Source organism: Klenkia sp. AC732 (assembly GCF_979256525.1).
The window spans coordinates 34,480-59,715 of record NZ_CEEDOS010000019.1 but is presented as its reverse complement, the minus strand read 5'-3'; the positions used below and the strand labels follow the sequence as shown (position 1 = coordinate 59,715).

Below are 25,236 nucleotides of genomic sequence, written 5' to 3'. Positions count from 1 at the left end.
TCGCCCGCACACCGACGGCGCCGTCGGCACACCCCCACGAGAGGTGCACGCGATGGCCACCACCGAGAAGACCGAGCAGCCCCAGCTCAAGCGGGTGATGGGCCCCGGTCTGCTGCTGCTGTTCATCATCGGCGACGTCCTGGGCACCGGGATCTACGCGCTGACCGGCCAGGTCGCCGCCCAGGTCGGCGGCATCGTCTGGCTGCCGTTCGCCGTCGCGTTCGCCGTCGCCCTGGTGACCGCGTTCAGCTACCTGGAGCTGGTCACCAAGTACCCGCGCGCCGCCGGCGCCGCGCTGTACACGCACAAGGCCTTCGGCGTGCACTTCCTGACGTTCCTGGTCGCCTTCGCCGTCATGAGCTCGGGGATCACCTCGGCCTCGACCGCGGCGCGGGCGTTCAGCGCCAACGCCGCCGAGGTGTTCGGCCTGGACCTGGGCGACGGCATCGGCATCACCCTGATCGGGCTGGGCTTCATGGGCCTGGTCGCGCTGGTCAACCACCGGGGCGTGGGCGAGAGCGTCAAGGCCAACGTGGTGCTGACCTGTGTGGAGCTGACCGGTCTGCTCATCGTGATCGGCGTCGGGGCGTGGGCCATCGGCATCGGCGAGGGCGACTTCTCCCGGGTCACCCAGGCCGACACCGGGGAGATGAGCCTGATCGGCGGGGTCATCGCCGCGACCGGGCTGGCCTTCTTCGCGATGGTCGGCTTCGAGGACTCGGTCAACATGGCCGAGGAGTGCAAGGAGCCGCGGCGGATCTTCCCCAAAGTGCTGCTCACCGGGCTGGCGATCACCGGCGTCATCTACGTGCTGGTGTCGGTCTCGGCCATCACCCTGGTCCCCGCCGAGCAGCTCTCCCAGGGCGACACCCCGCTGCTGCAGGTGGTCGCGGCCGGGGCGCCGGGGTTCCCGCTGGGCCTGTTCGGCGTCATCACCATGTTCGCCGTCGCCAACTCCGCGCTGATCAACATGCTGATGGCCAGCCGGCTGGTCTACGGGATGAGCCGGGAGGGCGTGCTGCCCCCGCTGCTGGGCCGGGTCAGCGCCCGCCGGCAGACCCCGACCGTGGCCATCGGCTTCACCACCGCCCTCGCCTTCGGCCTGATCACCTTCGTCGGCGCGGTCCCCGACCTGGGCGGGACGACGGCGCTGCTGCTGCTCGTCGTGTTCGCCGTGGTCAACGTCGCGGTGCTGGTGCTGCGCCGCGACACCGTGGACGGCGACCACTTCCGCACCCCCACGTTCCTCCCGGTGATCGGGGCCCTGGCCTGCGCTTTCCTGGCCACGCCGTGGGCCGGGCGGCCCGTGGTGCAGTACCAGATCGCCGGTGTGCTGCTGCTGATCGGCGTCGCGCTGTGGGCGGTCACGGTCGTGGTGGACCGGCGGACCGGGACGACGGCAGCCCTCGACCCGGAAGCGCTGTCGGGCGACGGCCCGAGCGGCCCGCGGAACTGACCGGGCCGCCCCACCCGTCTCACCCGTCCGAGGAGGGCGTGTCACCCGCCGGGCCAAGACCGGTGGTGGTCGGGGTCCCGCTGGGACGGCAGGGACGACGTGGGGGCGCGGACGGTGCCGTCTGGTGACCGGGACCCGGTACGATGAGGAGGTCACACCGCCAGCAGCCCGCTGAGCGCCGTTCTGGGCCCTCGACTCGACGTCGTCGCCACCCGTGCGGCCCGGCGGCGTCGCGCGAGCAGAAGGGCCCCCCGTGGTCAGCACGACCGAGCAGAACGCCTACTCAGGCTCCTCCATCACCGTCCTCGAGGGGCTGGAGGCGGTCCGCAAGCGCCCCGGCATGTACATCGGCTCGACCGGCGAGCGCGGCCTGCACCACATGGTGTGGGAGGTCGTGGACAACGCCGTCGACGAGTCGCTGGCCGGGTACTGCGACACCGTCCGGGTGACCCTGCTCGACGGCGGCGGTGTCCGGGTCGAGGACAACGGCCGTGGCATCCCGGTCGACGAGCACCCGGTGCAGAAGCGCCCGACCGTCGAGGTCGTGCTGACGATCCTGCACGCCGGCGGCAAGTTCGACGGCAAGTCCTACGGCGTCTCCGGTGGTCTGCACGGCGTCGGCGTCACCGTGGTCAACGCGCTGTCCACCGAGCTCGACGTCAACATCTGGCGCGACGGCACCGAGTACTTCCAGCACTACACCGAGACGGTGCCCGGCCCGCTGCAGACGGTCGGGTCCACCGACAAGCGCGGCACCGCGATCACCTTCTGGGCCGACCCCTCGATCTTCGAGACGACGGTCTACTCCTTCGAGACGATCCGCCGCCGGCTGCAGGAGATGGCGTTCCTGAACAAGGGGCTGACCATCATCCTGCGCGACGAGCGCCGCGGGCAGACCCAGGCCGAGACCGGGCTGGGCGACGTCCCCTCGCTGGCCGAGGCCGCCGCACCCGTGGAGGCGGCCGCCGAGCAGGAGGCCTTCGAGCCCACCGAGGTCACCTACCGCTACGACGGCGGTCTCTCGGACTACGTCCGGCACCTCAACGCCAAGCGCGCCCCGATCCACAAGTCCGTGGTGGCCTTCGCCGCCGACGGCGTGGGCAAGAACGACACCGCGATGAGCCTCGAGGTCGCGATGCAGTGGTCGGAGTCCTACTCCGAGTCGGTGCACACCTTCGCCAACATCATCAACACCCACGAGGGCGGCACGCACGAGGAGGGCTTCCGCGCGGCGCTCACCTCGATCGTGAACCGGTACGCGGTGGAGAAGAAGATCCTCAAGGACAAGCCGGAGGACAAGCTCACCGGTGAGGACATCCGCGAGGGCCTGGCCGCGATCGTCTCGGTGAAGCTGGGCGACCCCCAGTTCGAGGGCCAGACGAAGACCAAGCTGGGCAACACCGAGGTCAAGGGCTTCGTGCAGAAGACCTGCAACGAGCAGATCGGCCACTGGTTCGAGGCCAACCCCGCCGAGGCCAAGACGATCATCACCAAGGCCAGCTCCGCCGCCCGGGCCCGCCGCGCCGCACAGGACGCCCGCAAGCTGGCCCGCAAGAGCCCGCTGAACTCCACCGGCCTGCCGGGCAAGCTCGCCGACTGCCGCTCCACGGACCCGCGCAACTCCGAGGTCTACATCGTGGAGGGCGACTCGGCCGGCGGTTCGGCCAAGTCCGGCCGGGACTCGATGTTCCAGGCGATCCTGCCCATCCGAGGCAAGATCATCAACGTCGAGAAGGCACGCATCGACCGGGTGCTGAAGAACACCGAGGTCCAGGCGATGATCACCGCCTTCGGTACCGGCATCCACGACGAGTTCGACATCGCCAAGCTGCGGTACCACAAGATCATCCTGATGGCGGACGCCGACGTCGACGGCCAGCACATCCGCACCCTGCTGCTGACCCTGCTCTTCCGGTTCATGCGCCCGCTGGTCGAGGCCGGCCACGTCTACCTGGCCAACCCGCCGCTGTACAAGGTCAAGTGGGGTGCCAAGCACGCCGACGACTACGTCTACACCGACGCCGAGAAGGACGCGCTGCTCAAGGCGCGTGCCGCCGAGGGCCGCAAGCTGCCCAAGGACGACGCCATCCAGCGGTTCAAGGGCCTGGGCGAGATGGACGCCAAGGAGCTGTGGGAGACCACGATGAACCCGGACTCCCGGATCCTCTCGCTGGTCACCCTGGACGACGCCGCGGCGGCCGACGAGCTGTTCAGCATCCTGATGGGCGAGGACGTCGAGGCCCGGCGCTCCTTCATCACCCGCAACGCCAAGGACGTCCGCTTCCTCGACGTCTGATCGAGGACCCCTCGGCCCCGTGCCTCGCCCCCCGTGCCGCGCCCCGCGCGGCACGGGGGTCTGTGAGGGGGCCGGGCAGACACCCGACGGCCATCTCGACGACACCTGAACCCGTTGTCGACCTGGCGTTTTGTCCACCGCTGTGTACCGACCTGTGGAGAACTGAACCGTGACGGAGACCCCGAGCCGCGACCGCATCGAGCCGGTCGACCTCCAGCAGGAGATGCAGCGCAGCTACATCGACTACGCGATGAGCGTCATCGTCGGGCGTGCGCTGCCCGAGGTGCGTGACGGGCTCAAGCCCGTGCACCGTCGCGTGCTGTTCGCGATGTACGACCAGGGCTTCCGCCCCGACCGTGCCACGGTCAAGTGCGCGCGCGTCGTCGGTGAGGTGATGGGCAACTACCACCCGCACGGTGACTCCTCGATCTACGACGCCCTCGTGCGGCTGGCCCAGCCCTGGTCGATGCGGTACCCGCTGATCGACGGGCAGGGCAACTTCGGCTCCCCGGGCAACGACCCGGCTGCGGCCATGCGCTACACCGAGGCCCGCCTCACCCCGCTGGCCATGGAGATGCTCGCCGACATCGGCGAGGACACCGTGGACTTCCAGCCGAACTACGACGGCAAGAACATGGAGCCCCTGGTCCTGCCCGGGCGCATCCCGAACCTGCTGGTCAACGGCTCGGCGGGCATCGCGGTCGGGATGGCGACGAACATGCCCCCGCACAACCTGCGCGAGGTCGCCCAGGCCGTCTACTGGATGCTGGACCACCCCGAGGCCGAGCACGAAGAGGCGCTCACCGCCTGCATGGCCGTCGTCCAGGGGCCCGACTTCCCGACCCACGGCCTCATCGTCGGCCGGGACGGCATCGAGGACGCCTACCGCACCGGTCGCGGTTCGGTCCGGATGCGCGCGGTCGTCTCGGTGGAGGAGGACAGCCGGGGCCGGGTGCAGCTCGTGGTCACCGAGCTGCCCTACCAGGTCAACCCGGACAACCTGGCCGAGGCGATCGCCGAGGGCGTGCGCGACGGCCGGCTCCAGGGCATCTCCGAGATCGCCGACGAGTCCTCCGACCGGGTCGGGCGCCGGCTGGTCATCACCCTGCGCCGCGATGCGGTGGCCAAGGTCGTGCTGAACAACCTCTACAAGCACACCCAGCTGCAGACGACCTTCGGCTGCAACATGCTCTCCATCGTCGACGGCGTGCCGCGCACGCTGCGCCTGGACGAGCTCATCCGCTACTGGATCACCCACCAGATCGAGGTCATCCAGCGGCGCACGCGCTACCGGCTGCGCAAGGCCGAGGAGCGCGCCCACCTGCTGCGTGGCTACGCCAAGGCCCTCGACCAGCTCGACGCCGTCATCGCCCTGATCCGGGCCAGCGCGTCGGCCGAGGCCGCCCGCACCGGCCTGATGGAGCTGCTCGACGTCGACGAGGCGCAGGCGCTGGCGATCCTGGACCTGCAGCTGCGCCGCCTCGCGGCCCTGGAACGGCAGCGGATCCTCGACGAGCTGGCCGAGATCGAGGCCCGCATCGCCGAGCTGCAGGCCATCCTGGACAGCCCGGAGCGGCAGCGCCAGATCGTCCGCGACGAGCTCCAGGAGATCGTCGACAAGTACGGCGACGACCGGCGGACCAACTTCGTCGCCCACGACGGCGACGTGTCCATGGAGGACCTCATCGCCGAGGAGCAGGTGGTCGTCACGATCACCCGCACCGGCTACGCCAAGCGGACCAAGGCCGACCTGTACCGCTCCCAGCGCCGCGGCGGCAAGGGGGTCATGGGCGCCACGCTCAAGCAGGACGACCTGATCCAGCAGTTCTTCGTGGGCTCGACCCACGACTGGATCCTCTTCTTCACCAACAAGGGCCGGGTGTACCGGGCCAAGGCCTACGAGCTGCCCGAGGCGGCGCGCACCGCCCGTGGCGCGCACGTGGCCAACATCCTGGCCTTCCAGCCCGACGAGAAGATCGCCCAGGTCATCCAGATCAAGGACTACCAGGTCGCCCCCTACCTGGTGCTGGCCACCGCGAACGGCCAGGTCAAGAAGACCCGGCTGGCCGACTTCGACTCCCCGCGCAGCGGCGGGGTCATCGCGATCAACCTGCGCGAGGGCGACGAGCTGGTCGGTGCCGCGCTCATCGCCCCGGACGCCAACCTGCTGCTGGTCACCCGCAAGGCCATGTCGATCTGCTTCAAGGCCGACGACAGCCAGCTGCGCCCGATGGGCCGGGCCACCGAGGGCGTGCGCGGCATCTCGCTGTCCGACGACGACCGGCTGCTGTCGATGATCGTGGTGACCGAGGGCGTCGACGTCCTGGTCGCCACCGAGGGCGGCTATGCCAAGCGGACCGGGATCGAGAACTACCCCGAGCAGAACCGCGGTGGCAAGGGCGTGCTCACCGCCGACCCCAAGTCCCGCAAGGGCGTGCTGGTCGGAGCGCTGTCGGTGGTGCTGGGCGACGAGCTCTACGCGATCACCTCGACCGGCGGGGTCATCCGCACGCCGGTCAACGGCGTCCGTCACAACAAGGACCGGGCCACCATGGGTGTCAAGCTCATGAACTTGCCGGAGGACGTCTCGATCGTCGCGATCGCCCGGACGACGGACAACGACGAGCCCGACGCCTAGGCTGAGGCCGATGCCAGACCCGGGACCGGACCGACCAGTCCGGTCCCGGTCGGTCTGGAGCGCACGGGCATGACCGATGCGCGGACGTCCTCCCGTCGCGGGGGGACGCCGGGCGCAAAGGGGCGACGAGGGTCGTCCGGGGACGGGAGTACGGCATGAGCGACCGGACGCAGGGCTCGGTCAGGGCCGACAGCCGTGAGCAGGCGCCCTCGGCGCCGCAGACCCAGGCGATGCCCGTGGGCGGCTCGACCAAGGCCGAGGGCAAGCCCGCGGCCACCCCCGAGGCGGCCGCGCCGGCCAAGCCCGGTAAGCCGGCGGCCGCACCCGGCTGGGGCGGGGCCACCCCGGCCCGTCCGGCCACCGGGACGGCGTCCGCTGCGGGTGCCTCCGCCCCCGCCGCCCGGGCCGCTGCCCCCGCGACCAGCCAGACCCCGGCCGCCCGCGCACCCCGCGAGGCGCCCGCGCAGCAGCGGCCCGCCGCCGCCAGCGCCCCCACCCGCGGGGCCGCGTCCACGGCGCCCCCCCGCACGCCCGCCGGTGAGCCCGCGCGCAGCGGCCAGGCCCGCACCGGCGCGGCCACCCCGGCCACCGGTGGGCCGGCCGGCCCGTCCGGTCCCGGCGGCCCCGGTCGCCCCACCGGCGGCAACGGCGGCAGTGGTGGCTCCGACGAGTCCGGCAGCGGTCGGGTCCGGGGTGCCGGCAAGGACAAGGGCCGCGGCCCGCGCCGGGCCCGCCTGCAGCTGCGCCACATCGACACCTGGTCGGCGCTGAAGATCTCCCTGGTGCTGGCCATCGCGCTGTTCTTCGTCTGGATGGTCGCCGTGGGCGTCCTCTACGGCGTGCTCAACGGGCTGGGCGTGTTCACCACCCTCAACGACCTCATCGGCCAGCTGGGCTCCACCTCCGGTGACGCCGAGGGCGCCGGTGCGGTCATCACGCCCGGGATCGTCTTCGGTGGTGCCGCCGTCATCGGCGCGGTCAACATCGTGCTGTTCACCGCGCTGTGCACGGTGGGCACCTTCGTCTACAACCTGTGCTCAGACCTCGTCGGTGGCCTCGAGGTCACCCTCGCCGAGCGCGACTGAGAGAGGATCTCCTCGCCCCCCGACCCACGCTCCGCGCGGGCCGGGACCCTGCGAGGGGGCCGTCCCATCCGCTCGGTGTTCGCGCGGGGGCCGTTCCGCTTCGACCCCGCGTGTGAGCGAGGTGAGGCGGGCAGGTATGGTTTCGGAGGTTCACGGGCCTGTAGCTCAGACGGTTAGAGCGCATCCCTGATAAGGATGAGGCCGGAGGTTCAAGTCCTCCCAGGCCCACCCGTGCACCGCCGTGGGGCCTCCCGGCGCCGCGACGGACACCGGCCCCCGCACTCGTGGGGGCCGACTCGTCGAGGAGGTCCCCACCCGTGCTGAAGTCCCTCGCGGTGGCAGCACTCGCCGCCGGCGCCCTCGTCGCCGTCCGGAAGCGGACCGCCGCCAAGGGCGACCAGGACCTGTGGGCGCAGGCCACCACCGGTCCGCAGGCCGTCAGCACACCGCCCACCCGCTGAACACCTGCGGCTCGCGCCGCGACCCGGGGACGTAGCTCAATTGGTAGAGCACCGCCTTTGCAAGGCGGGGGTCAGGGGTTCGATTCCCCTCGTCTCCACCCACCGCACCGACCGTGCAGCACCACCCGCAGCCCCCGCCGCGCCCCCGTGACCACCCCGGGCGGGCAGGGGATGATCGCCGGGTGCGTGCTCCCCGTTGGCTGCTGCCCTGTGTCGCCGTCCTCGCCCTGACCGCGTGCGGCAGCGAGCCGGACGCCGCCGCCCCGACGAGCCCGCCCACCAGCGCGCCGGTCAGCAGCACCCCGGCGGCACCGACGACGGAGAGCGCCGGCCCCACCCCCGCGCCCGAACCGGTCACCACCGAGCAGGACTGCCCCTACCTGGACACCGCCACCGTCCAGGACACCGTCGGGCAGCAGACCCCCACGGTCACCACCACCGGCGTCCCCGGCGGCGCACCGCCCACCTGCACGTTCCTCAAGCCCGACGACGAACCCGCCGCCGTCGTCGAGGTGCTCCAGACCGCCGACCCGGTCGCCGCACGGACCGCCGCGGTGCAGCGGGTGGCCGACATCGGGGGCACCGCCGTGGACGACGTGGCCGACGGCGGCGGCATCGCCTCCACCGACGACGGCACGGTGATCGCCGTCGCCGACGGCACCCTGGTCGTCGTCGTCACGATCAACCAGCAGTCCAGCCTGCAGGCCCGGGAGCTCGCCCAGGCGGTCACCGCCGTGCTCTGAGCGGCCGGGCCTGGCCGGGCTCGGCCGGGAGCGGCCGGGAACGGCGCTGCCCGGACCGGTTCGTCCCGGGTCGCCGCAGGTGGGACCATGGGGGGCGTGACCGAATCGACTCCTGCACGGCGCGCAGTCCTGCACACCAACCACGGCGACATCACCGTGGACCTGTTCCCGGACCACGCCCCCAAGACCGTCGCCAACTTCGCCGAGCTCGCCGAGGGCAGCCGCGAGTGGGTCGACCCCCGCACCCGGGCCAAGACCACCGAGAAGCTGTACGACGGCACGATCTTCCACCGCGTCATCGACGGCTTCATGATCCAGGGCGGCGACCCGCTCGGTCAGGGCACCGGTGGCCCCGGCTACCGCTTCGGCGACGAGTTCCACCCCGACCTGCAGTTCTCCAAGCCCTACCTGCTCGCCATGGCCAACGCCGGCCCGGGCACCAACGGCTCGCAGTTCTTCATCACGACCAGCAACACCCCGCACCTGAACAACAAGCACACGATCTTCGGCGAGGTTGCCGACGACGCCTCCCGCCAGGTGGTCGACGCGATCGGCAAGGTCCCCACCGCGCGCGGCGACAAGCCCCTCGAGGACGTCGTGATCACCTCGGTCGAGGTGCAGCGCAGCTGAGCACTCCCGACGGTCCGGGTGGCGTCGGCGGCGACCAGCCGCCGGCGCCCCCGGCCACCACCTGCTACCGGCACCCCGACCGCCCCACCCGGATCTCCTGCGTCCGTTGCGGGCGGCCGATCTGCCCGGAGTGCATGCACCCCGCCTCGGTGGGCTTCCAGTGCCCCGAGGAGATCGCCGACGCCCGGCGCACCGTGCGCCAGCCCAAGCGCAGCACTGGCCTGCGGGTCGCAGGCCGCCGCTGGGGCGTCGTCACCGTCGTCCTCATCGCGCTCAACGTGCTGGTCGCCGTCGCGACCGCCGTGTCCGCGATCTCGGTGGGCGTCAGCCCGCTGACCTCCTTCTCCTCCCCGCTGCAGACCGAGCTGCTCACCGCGCCGGTCCTCGTCGACGACGGCCAGTGGTGGCGCGTGGTCACCAGCGCCTTCACCCACGCCTCGCTGGTGCACCTGGCGCTCAACATGTTCGCGCTGCTGCTGTTCGGCTCCGAGCTGGAGAAGCAGTTCGGCAAGGCCCGCTACCTGACCGTCTACCTGGTCGCCGCCCTGGGTGGCGCGGCCTCCCTGCAGCTCTTCGGCGCCTACTTCGGCGGGGTCGTCGGCGCCTCGGGTGCGATCTACGGGCTGCTCGGCGCGTTCGGTGTGGTGCTGCTCAAGCAGAAGCAGGACCTCCGCGGACTGCTGACCCTGCTCGCGATCAACCTGGTGATCAGCTTCCTGCCCGGCGTCTCGCTGCTCGGGCACCTCGGCGGGCTGGTCGCCGGAGCGGCCACCGCCGCGGTCCTGGTGTACGCCGGGCGCCGCCGGACCCTCGCCGTCGGTGGTGTCGCGCTCGTCGTCGCGGTCCTGCTCGTGCTGACCTTCGGCGGTCTGCGCTAGCGGTTCAGTCCTGCGCGGACGGCCGGGCGGTCAGGTCCTGCAGCGCTGCTGCGACCTGCGCCGGGTCGACACCCAGGTCGCGGCGGCCCAGCACGACCAGCACCGTGTCGTCGCGGGCGTCCTCCAGCTCCAGGGTGGTGCTGCGCAGGCCGAGCCGACGTGTGGTGTGCACCTGCACGCGCAGGGCGGGCCAGCCGATCACGGTCGTGCCCGTCGTCGTGCGGACGTGGACGCCGTCGTCCTCCGCGCGGACCCGCGGTCGCAGCACCAGGTCCCGCACGACCACCGCGACGAGCAGCACCGCGGCGGCGCCGACGAGGAACCGGCCCACCGGGTCGACGACCAGCGCGGCGACGGCGAGGCCGACGGCGACCAGGCCGGCGACGGTCGTCTCCTCGAGCCGGGTGGACCACTGCACGCCCCCACTGTCCCACCCGGGGGCCGCCGTCCCCAGGTCCGTGGACAGCGGTGGGCAGGCCGTGCGGACCCGCCGACCGGGGCGTCCGGGGACCGTGTGACGCGCGGTGCGAGCTGCACCGACGTGCCCGGCGTGTCCGGGTGGACGACCCGCCGGTGACCGCACCCGCGCAGGGGTCGCCGGCCTCGACGAGTCGACTCGTCCACACCTGTGTGCACAGGTGGGGACAGAAGCACAGGTGTGTAGTTACGCGGCTGCGCTCCCGGTCCCACGAGTCACACGGCAGGCGTCCGTGCAGGTCAGGGGCACGGTCCGCACCGTCCACAGTCCACACTCGGTGGACAACCCTGGGGGCGGCGCCCGCGGCGCGCTGTGGACGGTGACCCCACGGTGTGCACACTCACCGATGACCTCGCCGTCGTCGTGTCGACTCCCACGCCGCCCCGGATCGCGGAGACCGTGCACAACCCCGACGCTGGTGTCGTGCAGGTTCTGGTGACGGGTGCGTCGGGTTTCGTGGGTGGTCGGCTGGCGCCGGCCCTGGTCGAGGAGGGACACCGCGTCAAGGCGATGACCCGCCGTCCGGAGTCGTACTCCGGAGCGGGTGAGGCCGTGGCCGGCGACGTGTCCGACGAGGCCTCGCTGCGGGCTGCGCTGGAGGGCTGCGACGCCGCCTACTACCTCGTCCACAGCCTCGGGGACGCCGACTTCGTGCAGGAGGACGCCGCCGCCGCGCGCTCCTTCGGCCGGGCCGCCGCCGACGCCGGTGTACGCCGGATCGTCTACCTGGGTGGCCTGGGTGACGACGCCGACGACCTGTCCGACCACCTGCGCAGCCGGCGCGAGGTCGAGCGCCTGCTGGGCGAGGGCGGGGTGCCGGTGACCGTCCTGCGGGCCGGCATCGTCGTCGGCCACGGCGGGGTCTCCTGGGAGATGACCCGCCAGCTCGTCGCGCACCTGCCGGCGATGGTGACCCCGCGGTGGGTGCACACCAAGACCCAGCCGATCGCCGTCGCCGACGTCGTCCGGTACCTGGTGGGTGTGCTCGAGGCACCCGAGGCCGAGGGCCGCACGTTCGACGTGGGTGGGCCCGACGTCCTGGAGTACCTGGAGATGCTCACCCGGGTCGCCGACATCCAGGGCCGACACCTCTTCGTGCTCCCGGTGCCGCTGCTGAGCCCCCAGCTCTCGGCGCGCTGGCTGGCCCTGGTCACCGACGTCGACGTGCAGACGGGCAAGTCGCTGATCGACTCCATGACCAACGAGGTCGTGGTCAAGGACGACTCGATCCGCCGGGTCGTGCCCTTCGAGCCGATGGACTACGACCAGGCCGTGCTCACGGCGCTGGGCGAACGCGCGGCCGAACGGCGACAGGAGAACGGGAAGACCCCGCGGCACGGAGGTCTGCTGGCGCGCGGAGCCCGGTCGTGAGGCTGCGCCGCCAGGGGCGTCCGACAGGGACCCTGGACCGTGCGGTGACCCGCTGGGCCCAGAAGGCCCCCGCGTGGCTCATCGACCCGGTGCCGCGCGACCACCGGGAGACCGACACCGCGTTCCGGCGCCGGCGCCGGGTCACCGCCGGGGTCTCGGTCCTGGGGGCCGGGCTGCTGGGGGTCTCGCTGTCCCAGAAGCCGGACTCGAAGGAGTTCTACGGCCTGACCATGGCCGTGGCCGGCACCTGGGTGGCCGGTGGCATCGCCTCCGGTCCCCTGCACCTGGGCTGGATGCGGTCCAGCAAGGCCGTGCTGCACCGCCCGCTGGTGACGCCGGTCGTCTCGGGCGTGGCGGTCTTCGGGCTCTTCTACAGCGCCGCGCTGGTCGCCCGACGCATCCCGGTGCTCAACCGGGCCGTCACCCGGGTGCTGCGCTACGCCCACCAGGGCAACCCGGCCCTCGTGGCGACGACGACGCTGACCAACGGCCTGGCCGAGGAGGTCTTCTTCCGGGGGGCGCTCTACGCGGCCGCCGGCACCACGCACCCGGTGCTGAAGTCGACCGCGGTCTACGCGCTGGCCACCACGGCGACCCGGAACCCGGCGCTGGTGCTGGCCTCGGTGGTCATGGGCCTGCTCTTCGGCTGGCAGCGCAAGGTCACCGGCGGCATCCAGGCCCCGGCGCTGACCCACCTGGTGTGGTCGACGTTGATGCTGCGGTACCTGCCGGCGCTGTTCGACGACCAGCCCTCGATCGACGTCGAGCAGCCCCAGGACGAGGCCACCGGCACCGCCTGAGACGACGACGGCCCCCGTCCCGGGAGGGACGGGGGCCGAGGTGCGTCAGCGCGTCGATGAGTCAGCGCGTCAGCGCCAGCGCATCGACATCACGAGGCCGGCGACCATCGCGCCGAAGCCGATCGCGAAGTTCCAGGCCGACAGCGAGACCATGAACGGGATGTCGTCGCCGGCGACGTAGTAGACGACGATCCACAGCAGGCCCACGACCATCAGGGCGACCATCACCCCGGCGTACCACCGCGGGCTGGGCTGCTGGGCCCGCGCCCGGGCAGCGCTGGCGGGGAGCACGCCCTCGGGCGGGGTGTAGGCCGACTTCTTGCGCACCTTGGACTTGGGCACCGCGCGGACTCCCTCGCAACTCGCGGGACGGCGCCGGGGGGTCCCGGCCGCCTCCCGACCGGTCACACGACCGGTCTGGACTGCCCCCAGCCTAAGCTGCGGGCGGGCCCGTGGGTGGGCACGGCCCGCAGGGGGACCCGGGAGGTGGCCGTGGACGCAGTCCGAGACGAGTCAGGACCGGCCCCGGAGGGCCGCGCCGCCCGCCGTCGCCGGGGGCGCCCGCGGCGCACCGTGTGGACCGCGCTGGTGCCGGTGGTCGCGTTGTGTGCCGGGCTGCTGTTCGCCACGTCGGGCCAGACCGCGCGCGGTACGGACCTGCGCGCCGGGGACACCACCGAGCTCTCCCAGCTGATCCGCCAGCTCAACGCCGCCGCCGACCGGCAGGACGACGAGCTGGTCGCCCTGCAGGGCCGCAGCCAGCAGCTCACCGAGGCGGTGGCCGGCCGGGACACCGAGGTCGCCGCGGCCGTCGGGGAGGCCGACACGGGCCTCACCTCCGCCGGGCTCACCGCGCTGCGCGGCGACGGCCTGGAGATCACCCTGGACGACGCTCCCGGCACCGCCGACGGCACGCTGCCCCGCGGTGCGGAGCCCGACGACCTGGTGATCCACCAGTCCGACGTGCAGGGCGTGGTCAACGCGCTGTGGGCCGCGGGCGCCGACGGGGTGACCATCATGGGCCAGCGGCTCATCGCCACCAGCGCGGTGCGCTGCGTGGGCAACACGCTGCTGCTGCAGGGCCGGACGTGGTCCCCGCCGTTCGTGGTGACCGCCGTGGGGGACGCCGAGGAGATGCGCAGCCGCCTCGGTGAGTCCTACGAGGTGTCGCTGCTGCAGAGCGCCGTCGACCGGTTCGGGCTCACCTACCGGGTGCAGGAGCGTCGCGACGTCCAGCTGCCCGCCTACGATGGCGCCCTGGACCTGCAGTACGCCACAGCCGCCGGCTGAGGTGGCCGGTCCCACCGAGGGGGCGGGGACGACGATGGACGGCGAGGACGACGAGGGCACGCGTCGGGGACGGCACGCGCACCGTCCGGCCGAGGGCGTGACCGGGTCGCCGGACGCCGGACGCCCCGCCGACGCCTCCCCGGCCGACGGTGCCTCCCCCGAGCGGGACGGCGACACAGCCTTCCGGCCCGGTGGCCCGGCCGTCCCGGTGCCCGGCGCCGTCGGTGCCACCCCGGCCGCTCGCGCGGCCGGTGGGTCCGGCCCGCAGGCGTGGGGGACCGACGCCGCGTCCGGGACCACCGCCGGCTCCCGGGACCCCGACCCCCTCGACCCCGACCCCCTCGACCCCGACGACTCCCTCGACCACGACGACGCCTCGGACACCGCCGGTGCCACCGACCGGCGGGCCGCCCGCCCGGAGCGCACCCGCGGGGACCTGGTGCGCACCGGTGTCCGCGGCGTGGGCCAGCTGCTGGTGACCGCCGGCCTGGTGGTGCTGCTGTTCGTCGTCTACGAGGTGTGGGTCACCGACCTGTTCAGCGAGCGCAAGCAGGACCAGCTCTCCACCGAGCTGCGCGAGGACTGGGACACCGGCAGCGACGACCCGACGGTGCCCACGCTCCCCGGTGGCGGCCTGTCCGACATCCCGCTGGGCGAGGGCTTCGCGTTCATCCGCATCCCGCGCTTCGGCGAGGACTACGTCAAGGTGATCCTGGAGGGCACCGACGAGGAGGAACTCGTCGAGGGCCCCGGGCACTACGTGGACTCCGCCATGCCCGGCGAGGAGGGCAACTTCTCCCTCGCCGGACACCGCGTGGGCAAGGGCTCGCCGTTCCTGGACCTGGACCAGCTGCAGCCCGGCGACCCCATCGTCATCGAGACCGTGGACACCTGGTTCGTCTACCGGGTCGTCGGCCCGGACGACCCCAACGGGGTGCCCGCCCAGCAGATCGTGAGCCCCAGCGACGTGTCGGTCATCGCCCCGACCCCCAACGGCCCCCTCGACGGGCCGACCAGCGGGTCCTACCTGACCCTGACGACCTGCCACCCCAAGTTCTCGGCCCGCGAGCGGCTGATCGTGCACGCGGTGCTCGACGGCGGGCCGGTCAGCAAGTCCGACGCCCCCGACGGGCCGCCGGCCCTGACGGAGGGCTGAGCCCGTGTACACCTGGATCTGGCGGCACCTCCCGGGCGGGACGGCGGCCAAGTCGCTGCAGGCCCTCGTGCTCGTCCTGGCGGTCTGCGCGCTGCTGCTCTTCGTCGTGTTCCCCGCGATCGAGCCCTCGCTGCCCTTCAACGACGTGACGGTGGACCAGTGACCACACCCGAGGGCCCCCGGGTCCTGGTCGTCGACAACTTCGACAGCTTCGTCTACAACCTCGTGCAGTACCTGGGTCAGCTGGGCGTGCCCAGCGTGGTCCGGCGCAACGACGCGGTGACCGTGGACGAGCTCACCGACCTCGACGTCGCCGGGGTGCTGCTGTCCCCCGGCCCGGGGACGCCCACCGACGCCGGCGTGACCGTGCCGATGGTGCGCGCCGCCGCCGAGGCCGGGGTGCCCGTGCTGGGCGTCTGCCTGGGCCACCAGGCCATCGCCGAGGCCTTCGGCGGGGACGTCGTCCGGGCACCGGAGCTGCTGCACGGCAAGACCAGCCAGGTCGTGCACGAGGGCGCCGGCGTGCTGGCCGGGCTGCCCTCGCCGTTCACCGCGACCCGGTACCACTCGCTGGCCGTGGAGTCCTCGACGTTCCCGGCCGAGCTGGAGGTCACCGGCCGGACGCCGTCGGGCATCGTCATGGCGCTGCGGCACCGCGAGCTGCCCATCGAGGGCGTCCAGTTCCACCCGGAGTCGGTGCTCACCGAGGGCGGGCACCAGCTGCTGGCCACCTGGCTGGACAGCTGCGGCCTGGCCCCGGACCCGGCCCTGGTGGAGAGCGCCTCCGCGGCGGCCCGCCGGCTGCTCACCGCCGTCGGCTGACCCCGGGCCCCGTCGGGGCCTCAACACACCCCAGTACGCCCCAGCACGCCTCAGCACGCATGACGACGCCTCAGGACGACGCTGCCCCCACACCTGACCAGGTGTGGGGGCAGCGGTGTCGGTGGATCAGTTCTGCGGCGGGACCGGCACCGGGATCGGCGGGGTGGTGGTCGCCGTCGGAGGGGCCGAGCTGCTCGGTGCCGCGGTCGTCGTCGGCGTCGGGGTGGGCACCGCGATCAGCAGGGTGATCTCGTCACCGGCCGCCAGCTGGGTGGCGGCCCCGGGCTGCGTGGCTGCCACCAGGCCCTGGGCGACGTCGTCCCGCTCGACGTTCTGGGCGGTCACGTTGGTGAACCCGGCGTTGCGCAGGTTCGCCTCCGCGGTGGCCCGGTCCTGGCCCACCACGTTCGGCAGCGGCAGCGTGCCGCCGGAGACGCCGAGGGTGATGGTGGTGTCCGGGGCGACCTGCTGGCCGGCCGCCGGGTCGACCGAGACCACGGTCCCCTCGGGTTCCAGGGAGTCGACCTCGCGGGAGTTGACGTCGCCGGTGAAGCCGGCGTCCTCGAGGTTGGCTCGGGCGTCGTCCTCGGACAGGTTGACCACGGCCGGCACCCGGATGGGGTTGGGGCCGGCACTGACGACCAGGGCCACCGTGGTGCCCTCGTCGACCGTGGCACCGGCCTCCGGGTCGGTGCTGACGACCTGACCGGCGGGCACGGCGTCGTCGGCCTGCTCGGTCACCGCACCGACCACCAGCCCGGCCGAGGTGAGCGCGGTGGTCGCGGCCGCCTGGTCCTGCCCGACGACGACGGGCACCTGCACGCTGGCGACCGTCGGCTCCACCGGGGTGTCGTCCCCGTTGCTGTTGAGCGCCACGATCAGGCCGACCAGGCCGACGAGCACCAGCACGCCGGCGACGACGAGGGCGATCACGCCGCGGCGTCGACGCTTCGCAGCGGCCTCGTCCTCGGCGTCCCACTCGTCGTCGTGGCCCGGGTAGCCACCGGCGCCGATGAAGGAGGTGCGCTCGGCGTCGCCGAGGACGGGGGTGGCCTCGACCTGCTGGCCGGCGACGGCGCGGAGCAGGTCGTTGCGCATCTCGGCGGCCGACTGGTACCGGTTCGCCGGGTTCTTGCTCATCGCCTTGAGCAGGATCGCGTCCAGCTCCGGCGGCACGACCGGGTTGATCGAGGACGGCGTGCGGGGGTCCTCGCGGACGTGCTGGTAGGCCACCGCGACCGGGGAGTCCCCGGTGAACGGCGGGGCGCCGGTGACGAGCTCGTAGAGCAGGCAGCCGGCGGAGTAGACGTCGGAGCGGGCGTCGACGCCCTCGCCGCGCGCCTGCTCCGGGGACAGGTACTGGGCGGTGCCGATCACGGCGGCCGTGGAGGTCATCGTCGCCGCGGAGTCCGAGACGGCCCGGGCGATGCCGAAGTCCATCACCTTGACGGTGCCCTGCGGGGTGATCATGACGTTCCCGGGCTTCACGTCCCGGTGCACGATCCCGTTGCGGTGCGAGAAGTCCAGCGCGGCGCAGATGTCCGCGGTCAGCGACATGGCGCGCTCGGGGGGCAGCTGGCCCTCCCGGCGCAGCACGTCGCGCAGGGTCTCGCCCTCGACGTACTCCATGACGATGTAGGGCGTGGCGCCCGTGGTGGTGCGGTCCTCGCCGGTGTCGTAGACCGCGACGATCGCCGGGTGGTTCAGCGACGCCGAGGCCTGCGCCTCACGGCGGAAGCGGACCTGGAAGGACGGGTCGCGGGCCAGGTCGGAGCGCAGCACCTTGACGGCGACCTCGCGGCCCAGCCGCAGGTCCCGCCCGCGGTGCACCTCGGCCATGCCGCCGCGGCCGAGGACGCCCCCGATCTCGTAGCGCTCGCCGAGCACCTGCGGGGTGGTCATCGGGGGTCCTCTCGGGCGACACGGGCTCGGGGTCCCGGGAGCAGCAGGGCCGCACGGCCCTCGGGCAGCGTAGGTGATGCGGGGGGTCCGGCCGGGGAGACGCGAGGGAGGGTGGTCACGGTGTGGCGGCCCCCTCGGTCGTGGGTTCCGGGACCGTCGGTGAGGGCGACGGGGACGGGGACGGGCTGGGGGAGGGGGGGCTGACGCTGGGGCTCGCGGACGGCGTGGCCGACGGCCGAGACGGCGTCGGGGTCCGCGTCGTCGTGGCCGGCGGCGGGGCCTGCGTGGTCTCCTCCGGGGCCTCCTCGGTCGGCTCCGGCTCGGGCGCCGGCTCCTCCTCGGTCGTCTGCTCGGCCGTCGTGCTGGGGGCCGTCGTCGTCGGCGCGGGCGTGGTGGTCACCGGGGCGGTGGTGGTGGGGCTGTCGTCCCCGCCGCCACCGGTGTCCCCGCCGTCGCCGAGCAGGGTGAAGGCCAGCACGCCGCCCAGCACCAGCAGCAGGACCGCGGCAGCGGCGACCCAGGGCCAGGGCGAGCGGCGGCGGCGCGGCTCGTCGTCCCAGGCGTCACCGTCGGGGTCCTCGTCGACGGGCGGGCCCTGCAGCGGGGGCATGGTGCGCGGAGCCGTCCGCGGCCCGCGGGGGGTGGCGGCGGCCGCGGCACCGGCGGCGCCGAACCCGGCAGCGGCGATGGTGCGGGTGCTGCCGTCGTCCTCGACGGCGGGCAGGTAGGTGGTGGTGGCCGCGGCGGTGTCCGGTCCGGGGCCCCCGGCGGCGACCCGGCGGGCGGCGTCGGCGAAGGCCCCGCCGTCGGCGAAGCGGTCGGCCGGGTTCTTGGCCAGCGCCTTCTCGACCAGGGCGCGCACCGGTGCCGGGATGCTGGTGGGCAGCGGCGGCGGGGGCCGGTTGATCTGGGCGAGGGCGATCGCGACCTGGGACTCGCCGTCGAAGGGCCGGTTGCCCACCAGGCACTCGTAGCCCAGGACACCCAGGGAGTAGACGTCGGAGGCGGCGGTGACGACGTGGCCCTGGGCCTGCTCGGGGGACAGGTACTGGGCGGTCCCCACGACCATGCCGGTGCGGGTCAGGGGGGCGGCGTCCCGGGCGTAGGCGATGCCGAAGTCGGTCAGCTTGACCACGCCGTCCGGGCGGACCATCAGGTTGCCCGGCTTGATGTCGCGGTGCACGACGCCGGCCCGGTGCGCGGCCGACAGACCGTCGCCGGCCTGGGCGAGCACGTCCAGGGTCCGGGCCGGGGTGAGCGTGTGCTCGCGCTCGAGCACGCTGACCAGCGGCTCGCCCTCGACGAACTCCATCACCAGGAAGGCCAGGGTCTGGCCGTCCTCGACGGTCTCGCCGTAGTCGTAGACCGAGGCGATGTTGGCGTGGGTGAGTGCGGCGGTGTGCCGGGCCTCGTTGCGGAAGCGCTCCAGGAAGCTGCGGTCGCCGGTGTACTCGCTCTTGAGCACCTTGGCGGCCACGGTGCGACCCAGGGTCCGGTCGGTGGCCCGCCAGACCTCCCCCATCCCGCCGGTGGCGATGGGGGCGGTGATCTCGTAGCGACCGGCCAGCAGGCTGCCGACCCGCAGGGCCATCAGTTGCCGCCCTGTGCGGCCAGGAACGCCGACATGACCTGCTGGGCGATCGGCGCCGACAGGTCACCGCCGGTGCCCTGCCCGCCCTCGATGAACACGGCGACGGCGATCTGGGGTTCTCCCTCGGGTCCGGCGAAGCCGACGAACCACTGGTTCTCGTCGCCGCCCTCGGTGGTCTGGGCGGTGCCGGTCTTGCCGCCGACGGTGACCCCGTCGATCTGGGCCCGTCGGCCCGAGCCGTTCTCCACGACGCTGACCATCATCTGCTGCAGCTGCTCCGCGGTGTCGGCCGAGACGGGTTCGCTCATGACCTCGGGCTCGGTCTGGTCGATGACGGTCAGGTCCGGTGCCTGCACCTGGTCGACCAGGAACGGGGTCATCAGGTCGCCGTCGTTGGCGATGGCCGCGGCGATCATGGCGCCCTGCAGCGGGGTGATCTGGACGTTCTGCTGGCCGATGGAGGCGTTGGCCAGCTGCGCGTTGCCGTCGATGTCACCCACGGTGCTCTCGGAGACCGCCAGGGGCATCTCGAACCCGCCCTGGTCGAGCCCGAAGGCCTCGGCGGCCTCGCGCACCCGGTCGGCGCCCAGGTCGACGCCGAGGCCGGCGAAGGCGGTGTTGCAGGAGATCGTCAGGGCGTCGACGAGGGACTGCTGACCGCTGGGGTCGCACTCCTCGCGGCCGAAGTTGTACAGCGGCCGGCTGCTGTCGGAGGCCGTGTAGCTCTGCGGTGCGGGGACGACGCTCTCGGCGGTGTAGCCGTCCTCCAGGGCCGCCGCGGAGACGATCAGCTTGAACACCGACCCGGGGGAGTACCGCTCGGCGACGGTGGTGTTGACCCGCGGGTCGGGGTCGGCGGCGTCCAGGGAGGCCGAGTAGTCCCGGATGGCCTGCGGGTCGTGGCTGGACAGCTGCGCCGGGTCGTAGGTCGGCGTGCTGGCCATGGCCAGCACCGCGCCCGTCTCGGGGTCCAGCGCGACGACGGCGCCGTCGACGTCCCCGAGGCCGGCGACGGCGGCCTGCTGGGCGGCCGGGTCCAGGGTGAGCTCGACGTTGCCGCCGGAGGGGTCGCGGCCGGTGAACAGGTCGGCGATCCGGCGGAAGGTCAGCCGGGCGTCGGAGCCGGAGAGGATCTCGTTCTCGGCGCGCTCGATGCCGGTGTTGCCGTAGACGAGGGAGTAGTAGCCGGTGACCGTCGAGTACAGCTCGGCCTGCGGGTAGGTGCGCAGGTAGGTGAGCGTGTCCTCGGTGGGCACCGACTGGGCGACGAGGTCGCCGTCGACGACGATCGAGCCGCGTTCCCGGTCGTACTCCTCGGCAAGGACCCGGGTGTTGCCGGAGTCCTTGCGCAGCTCGGAGGAGCGGATGACCTGGATGTAGTTGGCGTTGAGGATCAGCAGGGTGAAGAGCACCAGCACGCTGATCGCGACCTTGCGCAGCGGGGCGTTCACCGCTTCACCACCTCGGTCAGCGCCTCGCCCAGCTTGGGCGGCTGGGGAGCGGGCGGGGTGGCCGGCCGGCGGGCGGCGTCGCTGATCCGCACCAGCAGCGCGACGAGGGCGAAGTTGGCCACCAGCGAGGACCCGCCGTAGGCGACGAACGGCGTCGTCAGGCCGGTGAGGGGCAGCAGCCCGGTGACGCCGCCGAGGACGACGAAGACCTGCCAGGCGACGCCGAAGGCCAGCCCGGCGGCCAGCAGCTTGCCGAACGCGTCCCGGACGACGAGCGAGGTGCGCAGCCCGCGCTCCACGAGCACCAGGTAGACCACCACGATGGCGACCAGGCCGAACAGGCCCAGCTCCTCACCGATCGCGGCGGCGATGAAGTCGCTCTTGGCGACCGGCACCTGGTCCGGGCGCCCGCCGCCGAGGCCGGCGCCGAACAGCCCACCGGTGCCGAGCCCGAACAGCGACTGCACGATCTGGTAGCCGCCGGTGTCCCGGTAGGCGAAGGGGTCCAGCCAGGTGTCCACCCGGACCCGGACGTGGCCGAAGAGCTGGTAGGCCACCGACGACCCGGCGGCGAAGAGCATCACGCCGATGAGCAGCCAGGAGGCGCGCTCGGTGGCCACGTAGAGCATCACCACGAAGATGCCGAACAGCAGCAGCGAGCTGCCCAGGTCGCGCTCGAAGACCAGCACCAGGATCGACAGGCCCCAGGCCAGCAGCACCGGGCCCAGGTCGCGGGCCCGGGGGATCTCCAGGCCCAGGACGCGGCGGCTGGCCAGTGCGAGCACGTCGCGCTTGTCGTTGAGGTAGGCCGCGAAGAAGACGACCAGGCAGATCTTGGCGAACTCGCCGGGCTGGATGGAGAACCCGGCGACCCGGATCCAGATCTTGGCGCCGTTGACCTCCGACATCGAGGCGGGGAGCAGTGCCGGGATCGCCAGCAGCACCATGCCGACCAGCCCGATCGTGTAGGCCAGCCGGGACAGTGCCCGGTGGTCGCGCACCACGAGCAGCACGGCGATGAACAGGACCAGCCCGATGGTCGCCCACAGCAGCTGGGTCGGTGCGTCCTCGCGGGTGGTGGTGGCCTCGCCCAGGGCGTTGGCCGCGATGTCGAGCCGGTGGATCATCGACAGGCCCAGGCCGGTGAGCAGCGCGATGCAGGGCAGCAGGAGCGGGTCGGCGTAGGGCGCCCACCTGCGCACCACCAGGTGCGCGCCCAGCCAGATACCGGAGAACCAGACGCCGAAGGTGGCGATCTCCGGGCTGGGGGAGCCGGTGACGGTGATGTCGACGATGGTCTGCGCGGCGAGGGTGATCACCACGGCGAAGGCCAGCATCGCCAGCTCGGTGTTGCGGCGCTTGGGGGGCGCGGCCACGCCCGGCACGGCCTGGCGCGGGTCGGTGCCCGGGCCGACGCTGAGCGGACCCCCGGGGATGGCGGCGGTCATCAGCCCGCCTCCCGGCAGTCCACTCCCGGCTCCTGCGTCCGGGTGGACGTCGTGGTCGTGGGCGCCGTGGTGGTGGTCGGTGCCGCCGTGGTGGTGGGCGCCGCGGTGGGCGCCGCGGAGGCGTTCGGGTCGACCGGGACGACGGCCGTGGACGGCGCGGCGGTGGTGGTGGGGGCGCTGCTGGTGCTCGGCGCGCTCGCGGTCCGGCAGACCGGCAGCCGCTGCTCGAGCAGGTTGGCCAGGATCCGGTCGGCGTCGTCGCGGTCGGCGGCCTCGATCCCGGCGACCACCCGGCTGCGGGCAGCCTGGGTGAGGTCGGTGAGGGCCAGCTCGGTGGGGGTGTCCAGGCTGAACAGGTCGACGCCCACGATCGAGGCGTTGACCCCGCGGTAGACCCCGACGTCGCCCTCGTCGACCGAGCGGACGAACCAGTGGTCCATCACGAACAGGTAGGCACCGACCGCGGCGGCGCCCAGCACGACCACGGTGCCCAGCGCGATGAGCGCCGTGCGCAGCGGCCGACGCCGTTCCACCGGCGGTGCGGAGGCGGTCATCTGCGCGGCCGGCGTCGGCGGGCGGGGGTCGGCCAGCGCGGCGCGGCCGGCCGCGGACCGCGGGTCGACCTCGCGCTGGCCGCGGTTGTCCCCGGCCGCGCCGTCGATGACCGGGTCCATCCGGGCACTGCCGTCGTCGTCGACGACGTCGGCCACGATCACGGTGATGTTGTCCGGTCCGCCGCTGCGCAGGGCCAGCTCGATCAGCCGGTCGGCGGTGGCCTGCGGGTCCGGGTCGTGCAGGGCGTCGGCCATCGTCTCGTGGCTGACCACGCCGGACAGGCCGTCGGAGCAGATCAGGTAGCGGTCCCCGGCGCGCGCCTCGCGCATCGACAGGTCCGGCTCGACGTCCTGGCCGTTGAGGGCGCGCAGCAGCAGCGAGCGCTGCGGGTGGCTGTTGGCCTCGTCGGCGGTGATCCGGCCGTCGTCGATCAGGGTCTGCACGAACGTGTCGTCGTGGGTGATCTGGGCGAGCTGGCCGTCGCGCACCAGGTAGGCGCGGGAGTCACCGACGTGGCACAGGGCCAGCCGGCCGCCGGCGAACAGGACGGCGGTGAGCGTGGTGCCCATGCCCTCCAGCTGCGGGGACTCCCGGATGACCTCGCGCAGGTGCTCGCTGCCGTCGAACACGGCGCTGCGCAGCGACTGCAGCATGTCCCCGGTGGGGGCGTCGTCGTCCAGGTGCTCCAGGGCGGCGATCACCACCTTGCTGGCGACGTCGCCGGCGGCGTGCCCGCCCATCCCGTCGGCGACGGCCAGCAGCCGGGGCCCGGCGTACACCGAGTCCTGGTTGCTGCCGCGGATGAGGCCGCGGTCCGACCGCGCCGCGTACCGCAGCACCAACGTCATGAGCGCAGCTCCAGCACGGTCTGTCCGATCCGGATGGGTTGTCCCGGGGCCACCAGCAGCGGGCCCTGCACGCGCTGCTGGTCCAGGTAGGTGCCGTTGGTCGAACCGAGGTCCTCGACGTACCACTGTCCACCACGGTTGGTCAGCCGTGCGTGGCGCGAGCTGGCGAAGTCGTCGGTGAGCACCAGGGTGGAGTCGTCGGCGCGGCCGATGAGGATGGCCTGCTCGCCGAGGGTGATCTTGGTGCCGGACAGCGGTCCGGCGGTGACCACGAGGGTCTTGGGCCCGCGGGGGCCCTTCTTCTTGCCGGCCTGCGCGCGCGGGGGCACCGAGGAGACCCGACCGGCGCGACCGCCGAGGAGGTCGGCCCGCACGACCCGGAAGGCCGCGAAGACGAACAGCCACAGCAGCAGCAGGAACCCGAAGCGGAAGACCTGCAGCACGATCTCCGCGGTCATGCGCCTTCCGCCCGGTAGACCAGCACGGAGTGGCCGATCCGGATGACGTCGCCGTCGGCCAGCGGCTGGCGGCCGACGCGCCGGCCGTTGACCAGCGTGCCGTTGGTGGACCCCAGGTCCTGCACGGCGGCGGTGCCGCCCTCGAGCTGGACGTCGACGTGCTTGCGGCTCACGCCGGTGTCGGGCAGCCGGACGTCGGCCTCGGTGCCGCGGCCGATGACGTTGCTGCCCGGCTGCAGGACGTGCCGGGTGCCCGGGCCGTCGACGACGAGCACGTGGGTGACGCCGGGCCGCGAGCCGGACCGGCCGATGACCGAGGGGCCCGCGGGGGCGGCCGTCTGACCGGTGTCGGTGCGCCCGCGCAGCGGCGGGAGCGGGGGCAGTGCGGGGCGGCCCGGGGCGGGGACGGGCGGCGGACCGGTGGGGCCGGGGACGGGGCCACCCCAGTCGTCGTCGAGGCCGGCGTCCAGGCGCGGGCGGGCCTGCGGTGCGGCCGGGCGGCCGGGGTCGGCGACGTGCGAGGCGACCTCGAAGACGCCGGTGTGCAGCTCGTCGTCGCGCTCGAGCCGGACCTGGACGTCGCCGAAGGTCTGGAAGCCCTCGTCGGAGATGTGCTCCACGACCATGTCGGCGAGCTCGGCGGCCAGCTGCTCGGACCACTCGGCCAGGTTGTCGTAGTCGGCGGGGCCGAGCCGGACGTCGTAGACGTTGGGCACGAGCACGCGGCCCTCGCCCATGACCTTGCGCTGCTCGGTGGCCTCGCGTTGCAGGGCCTTGGCGATCTCGGCCGGGTGGACCTTGCCCTTGAAGATCCGGGCGAAGGCCAGACCGACCATGCCCTCCAGGCGTCGCTCGAAGCGCTGCAGCACACCCACAGTC

Annotated in this window: 23 protein-coding genes and 2 tRNA genes; 16 read left to right on the top strand and 9 right to left on the bottom strand. The window is 73.1% G+C overall.

Annotation, left to right across the window (positions count from 1 at the left end; genetic code table 11):
• The first annotated feature begins 52 nt into the window (after nt 1–52).
• The 10 genes from AC0IVP_RS11120 to AC0IVP_RS11075 all read left to right on the top strand — a co-directional run bounded on the left by AC0IVP_RS11120 (nt 53) and on the right by AC0IVP_RS11075 (nt 10,187).
• The gene (locus AC0IVP_RS11120) at nt 53–1,456 is read left to right on the top strand and encodes an APC family permease (protein WP_056296175.1); all 1,404 of its coding nucleotides are present in this window, start codon (nt 53–55) and stop codon (nt 1,454–1,456) included.
• Between the two features lie 253 nt (nt 1,457–1,709).
• On the top strand, nt 1,710–3,752 hold the full coding sequence (gene gyrB / locus AC0IVP_RS11115) for a DNA topoisomerase (ATP-hydrolyzing) subunit B (RefSeq protein ID WP_056296177.1): 2,043 nt from the start codon (nt 1,710–1,712) through the stop codon (nt 3,750–3,752).
• Between the two features lie 169 nt (nt 3,753–3,921).
• Nucleotides 3,922–6,390 carry a DNA gyrase subunit A gene (gene gyrA, locus AC0IVP_RS11110; protein WP_056296180.1) on the top strand — a complete coding sequence of 823 codons (2,469 nt, stop codon included), beginning with the start codon at nt 3,922–3,924 and terminating at the stop codon, nt 6,388–6,390.
• A 155-nt stretch (nt 6,391–6,545) separates the two neighbouring features.
• Nucleotides 6,546–7,475 (top strand): DUF3566 domain-containing protein, encoded by a 930-nt coding sequence (locus AC0IVP_RS11105; protein WP_471756584.1) that lies wholly within the window; start codon nt 6,546–6,548, stop codon nt 7,473–7,475.
• Nucleotides 7,476–7,629: 154 nt separating this feature from the next.
• A tRNA-Ile gene (locus tag AC0IVP_RS11100) sits at nt 7,630–7,703 on the top strand.
• An 89-nt stretch (nt 7,704–7,792) separates the two neighbouring features.
• The gene (locus AC0IVP_RS11095; protein ID WP_200938935.1) at nt 7,793–7,936 is read left to right on the top strand and encodes a DLW-39 family protein; all 144 of its coding nucleotides are present in this window, start codon (nt 7,793–7,795) and stop codon (nt 7,934–7,936) included.
• A 25-nt stretch (nt 7,937–7,961) separates the two neighbouring features.
• Nucleotides 7,962–8,034 (top strand) — tRNA-Ala (locus AC0IVP_RS11090).
• An 84-nt stretch (nt 8,035–8,118) separates the two neighbouring features.
• The gene (locus AC0IVP_RS11085) at nt 8,119–8,679 is read left to right on the top strand and encodes a DUF2020 domain-containing protein (protein ID WP_471756582.1); all 561 of its coding nucleotides are present in this window, start codon (nt 8,119–8,121) and stop codon (nt 8,677–8,679) included.
• Nucleotides 8,680–8,775: 96 nt separating this feature from the next.
• Nucleotides 8,776–9,309 carry a peptidylprolyl isomerase gene (locus AC0IVP_RS11080; protein ID WP_056296728.1) on the top strand — a complete coding sequence of 178 codons (534 nt, stop codon included), beginning with the start codon at nt 8,776–8,778 and terminating at the stop codon, nt 9,307–9,309.
• A gap of 134 nt (nt 9,310–9,443) precedes the next feature.
• On the top strand, nt 9,444–10,187 hold the full coding sequence (locus AC0IVP_RS11075; RefSeq protein ID WP_056296190.1) for a rhomboid family intramembrane serine protease: 744 nt from the start codon (nt 9,444–9,446) through the stop codon (nt 10,185–10,187).
• 4 nt (nt 10,188–10,191) lie between these two features.
• Here AC0IVP_RS11075 and AC0IVP_RS11070 read toward each other — a convergent pair whose 3' ends face one another.
• On the bottom strand, nt 10,192–10,605 hold the full coding sequence (locus AC0IVP_RS11070; RefSeq protein ID WP_056296194.1) for a PH domain-containing protein: 414 nt from the start codon (nt 10,603–10,605) through the stop codon (nt 10,192–10,194).
• 483 nt (nt 10,606–11,088) lie between these two features.
• On the opposite strand from AC0IVP_RS11070, the gene AC0IVP_RS11065 reads away from it, so the two are divergent.
• Both AC0IVP_RS11065 and AC0IVP_RS11060 read left to right on the top strand, forming a co-directional pair.
• A complete protein-coding gene (locus AC0IVP_RS11065) occupies nt 11,089–12,036 on the top strand; it encodes an NAD(P)H-binding protein (RefSeq protein WP_471756580.1) in 948 nt (315 codons plus the stop codon).
• 44 nt (nt 12,037–12,080) lie between these two features.
• On the top strand, nt 12,081–12,836 hold the full coding sequence (locus tag AC0IVP_RS11060) for a CPBP family intramembrane glutamic endopeptidase (protein WP_235564813.1): 756 nt from the start codon (nt 12,081–12,083) through the stop codon (nt 12,834–12,836).
• Between the two features lie 69 nt (nt 12,837–12,905).
• On the opposite strand, the gene crgA is transcribed toward AC0IVP_RS11060, so the two are convergent.
• The gene (crgA, locus tag AC0IVP_RS11055) at nt 12,906–13,178 is read right to left on the bottom strand and encodes a cell division protein CrgA (protein WP_056296198.1); all 273 of its coding nucleotides are present in this window, start codon (nt 13,176–13,178) and stop codon (nt 12,906–12,908) included.
• A 150-nt stretch (nt 13,179–13,328) separates the two neighbouring features.
• Here crgA and AC0IVP_RS11050 point away from each other — a divergent pair, with 150 nt between their 5' ends.
• The 4 genes from AC0IVP_RS11050 to AC0IVP_RS11035 all read left to right on the top strand — a co-directional run bounded on the left by AC0IVP_RS11050 (nt 13,329) and on the right by AC0IVP_RS11035 (nt 16,104).
• Complete coding sequence (locus AC0IVP_RS11050) at nt 13,329–14,126, top strand: DUF881 domain-containing protein (RefSeq protein ID WP_082556993.1); 798 nt, start codon at nt 13,329–13,331, stop codon at nt 14,124–14,126.
• Between the two features lie 97 nt (nt 14,127–14,223).
• Nucleotides 14,224–15,282 carry a class E sortase gene (locus tag AC0IVP_RS11045; RefSeq protein WP_471756578.1) on the top strand — a complete coding sequence of 353 codons (1,059 nt, stop codon included), beginning with the start codon at nt 14,224–14,226 and terminating at the stop codon, nt 15,280–15,282.
• Nucleotides 15,283–15,286: 4 nt separating this feature from the next.
• Complete coding sequence (locus AC0IVP_RS11040; protein WP_200938939.1) at nt 15,287–15,445, top strand: hypothetical protein; 159 nt, start codon at nt 15,287–15,289, stop codon at nt 15,443–15,445.
• Nucleotides 15,442–16,104 carry an aminodeoxychorismate/anthranilate synthase component II gene (locus AC0IVP_RS11035; RefSeq protein WP_056296200.1) on the top strand — a complete coding sequence of 221 codons (663 nt, stop codon included), beginning with the start codon at nt 15,442–15,444 and terminating at the stop codon, nt 16,102–16,104. The genes AC0IVP_RS11040 and AC0IVP_RS11035 overlap by 4 nt, the downstream gene beginning before the upstream one ends.
• Nucleotides 16,105–16,230: 126 nt before the next feature.
• Here AC0IVP_RS11035 and pknB read toward each other — a convergent pair whose 3' ends face one another.
• From pknB to AC0IVP_RS11000, 7 genes are all read right to left on the bottom strand, one after another.
• Nucleotides 16,231–18,006 carry a Stk1 family PASTA domain-containing Ser/Thr kinase gene (gene pknB / locus AC0IVP_RS11030; protein WP_471756576.1) on the bottom strand — a complete coding sequence of 592 codons (1,776 nt, stop codon included), beginning with the start codon at nt 18,004–18,006 and terminating at the stop codon, nt 16,231–16,233.
• A 115-nt stretch (nt 18,007–18,121) separates the two neighbouring features.
• Nucleotides 18,122–19,597, bottom strand: coding sequence for a serine/threonine-protein kinase (locus AC0IVP_RS11025; RefSeq protein WP_471756574.1), 1,476 nt, complete (start codon nt 19,595–19,597; stop codon nt 18,122–18,124).
• On the bottom strand, nt 19,597–21,048 hold the full coding sequence (locus tag AC0IVP_RS11020) for a peptidoglycan D,D-transpeptidase FtsI family protein (RefSeq protein WP_471756572.1): 1,452 nt from the start codon (nt 21,046–21,048) through the stop codon (nt 19,597–19,599). The genes AC0IVP_RS11025 and AC0IVP_RS11020 overlap by 1 nt, the downstream gene beginning before the upstream one ends.
• Nucleotides 21,045–22,496, bottom strand: a complete 1,452-nt coding sequence (locus AC0IVP_RS11015; protein ID WP_471756570.1) for an FtsW/RodA/SpoVE family cell cycle protein — start codon at nt 22,494–22,496, stop codon at nt 21,045–21,047. The genes AC0IVP_RS11020 and AC0IVP_RS11015 overlap by 4 nt, the downstream gene beginning before the upstream one ends.
• The gene (locus AC0IVP_RS11010; RefSeq protein WP_471756568.1) at nt 22,496–23,899 is read right to left on the bottom strand and encodes a PP2C family protein-serine/threonine phosphatase; all 1,404 of its coding nucleotides are present in this window, start codon (nt 23,897–23,899) and stop codon (nt 22,496–22,498) included. The genes AC0IVP_RS11015 and AC0IVP_RS11010 overlap by 1 nt, the downstream gene beginning before the upstream one ends.
• Nucleotides 23,896–24,357 carry an FHA domain-containing protein FhaB/FipA gene (locus AC0IVP_RS11005; protein ID WP_056296214.1) on the bottom strand — a complete coding sequence of 154 codons (462 nt, stop codon included), beginning with the start codon at nt 24,355–24,357 and terminating at the stop codon, nt 23,896–23,898. Before AC0IVP_RS11005 ends, AC0IVP_RS11010 begins: the two co-directional genes overlap by 4 nt.
• Nucleotides 24,354–25,232, bottom strand: a complete 879-nt coding sequence (locus AC0IVP_RS11000) for an FhaA domain-containing protein (protein ID WP_056296218.1) — start codon at nt 25,230–25,232, stop codon at nt 24,354–24,356. Before AC0IVP_RS11000 ends, AC0IVP_RS11005 begins: the two co-directional genes overlap by 4 nt.
• Nucleotides 25,233–25,236: the final 4 nt, after the last annotated feature.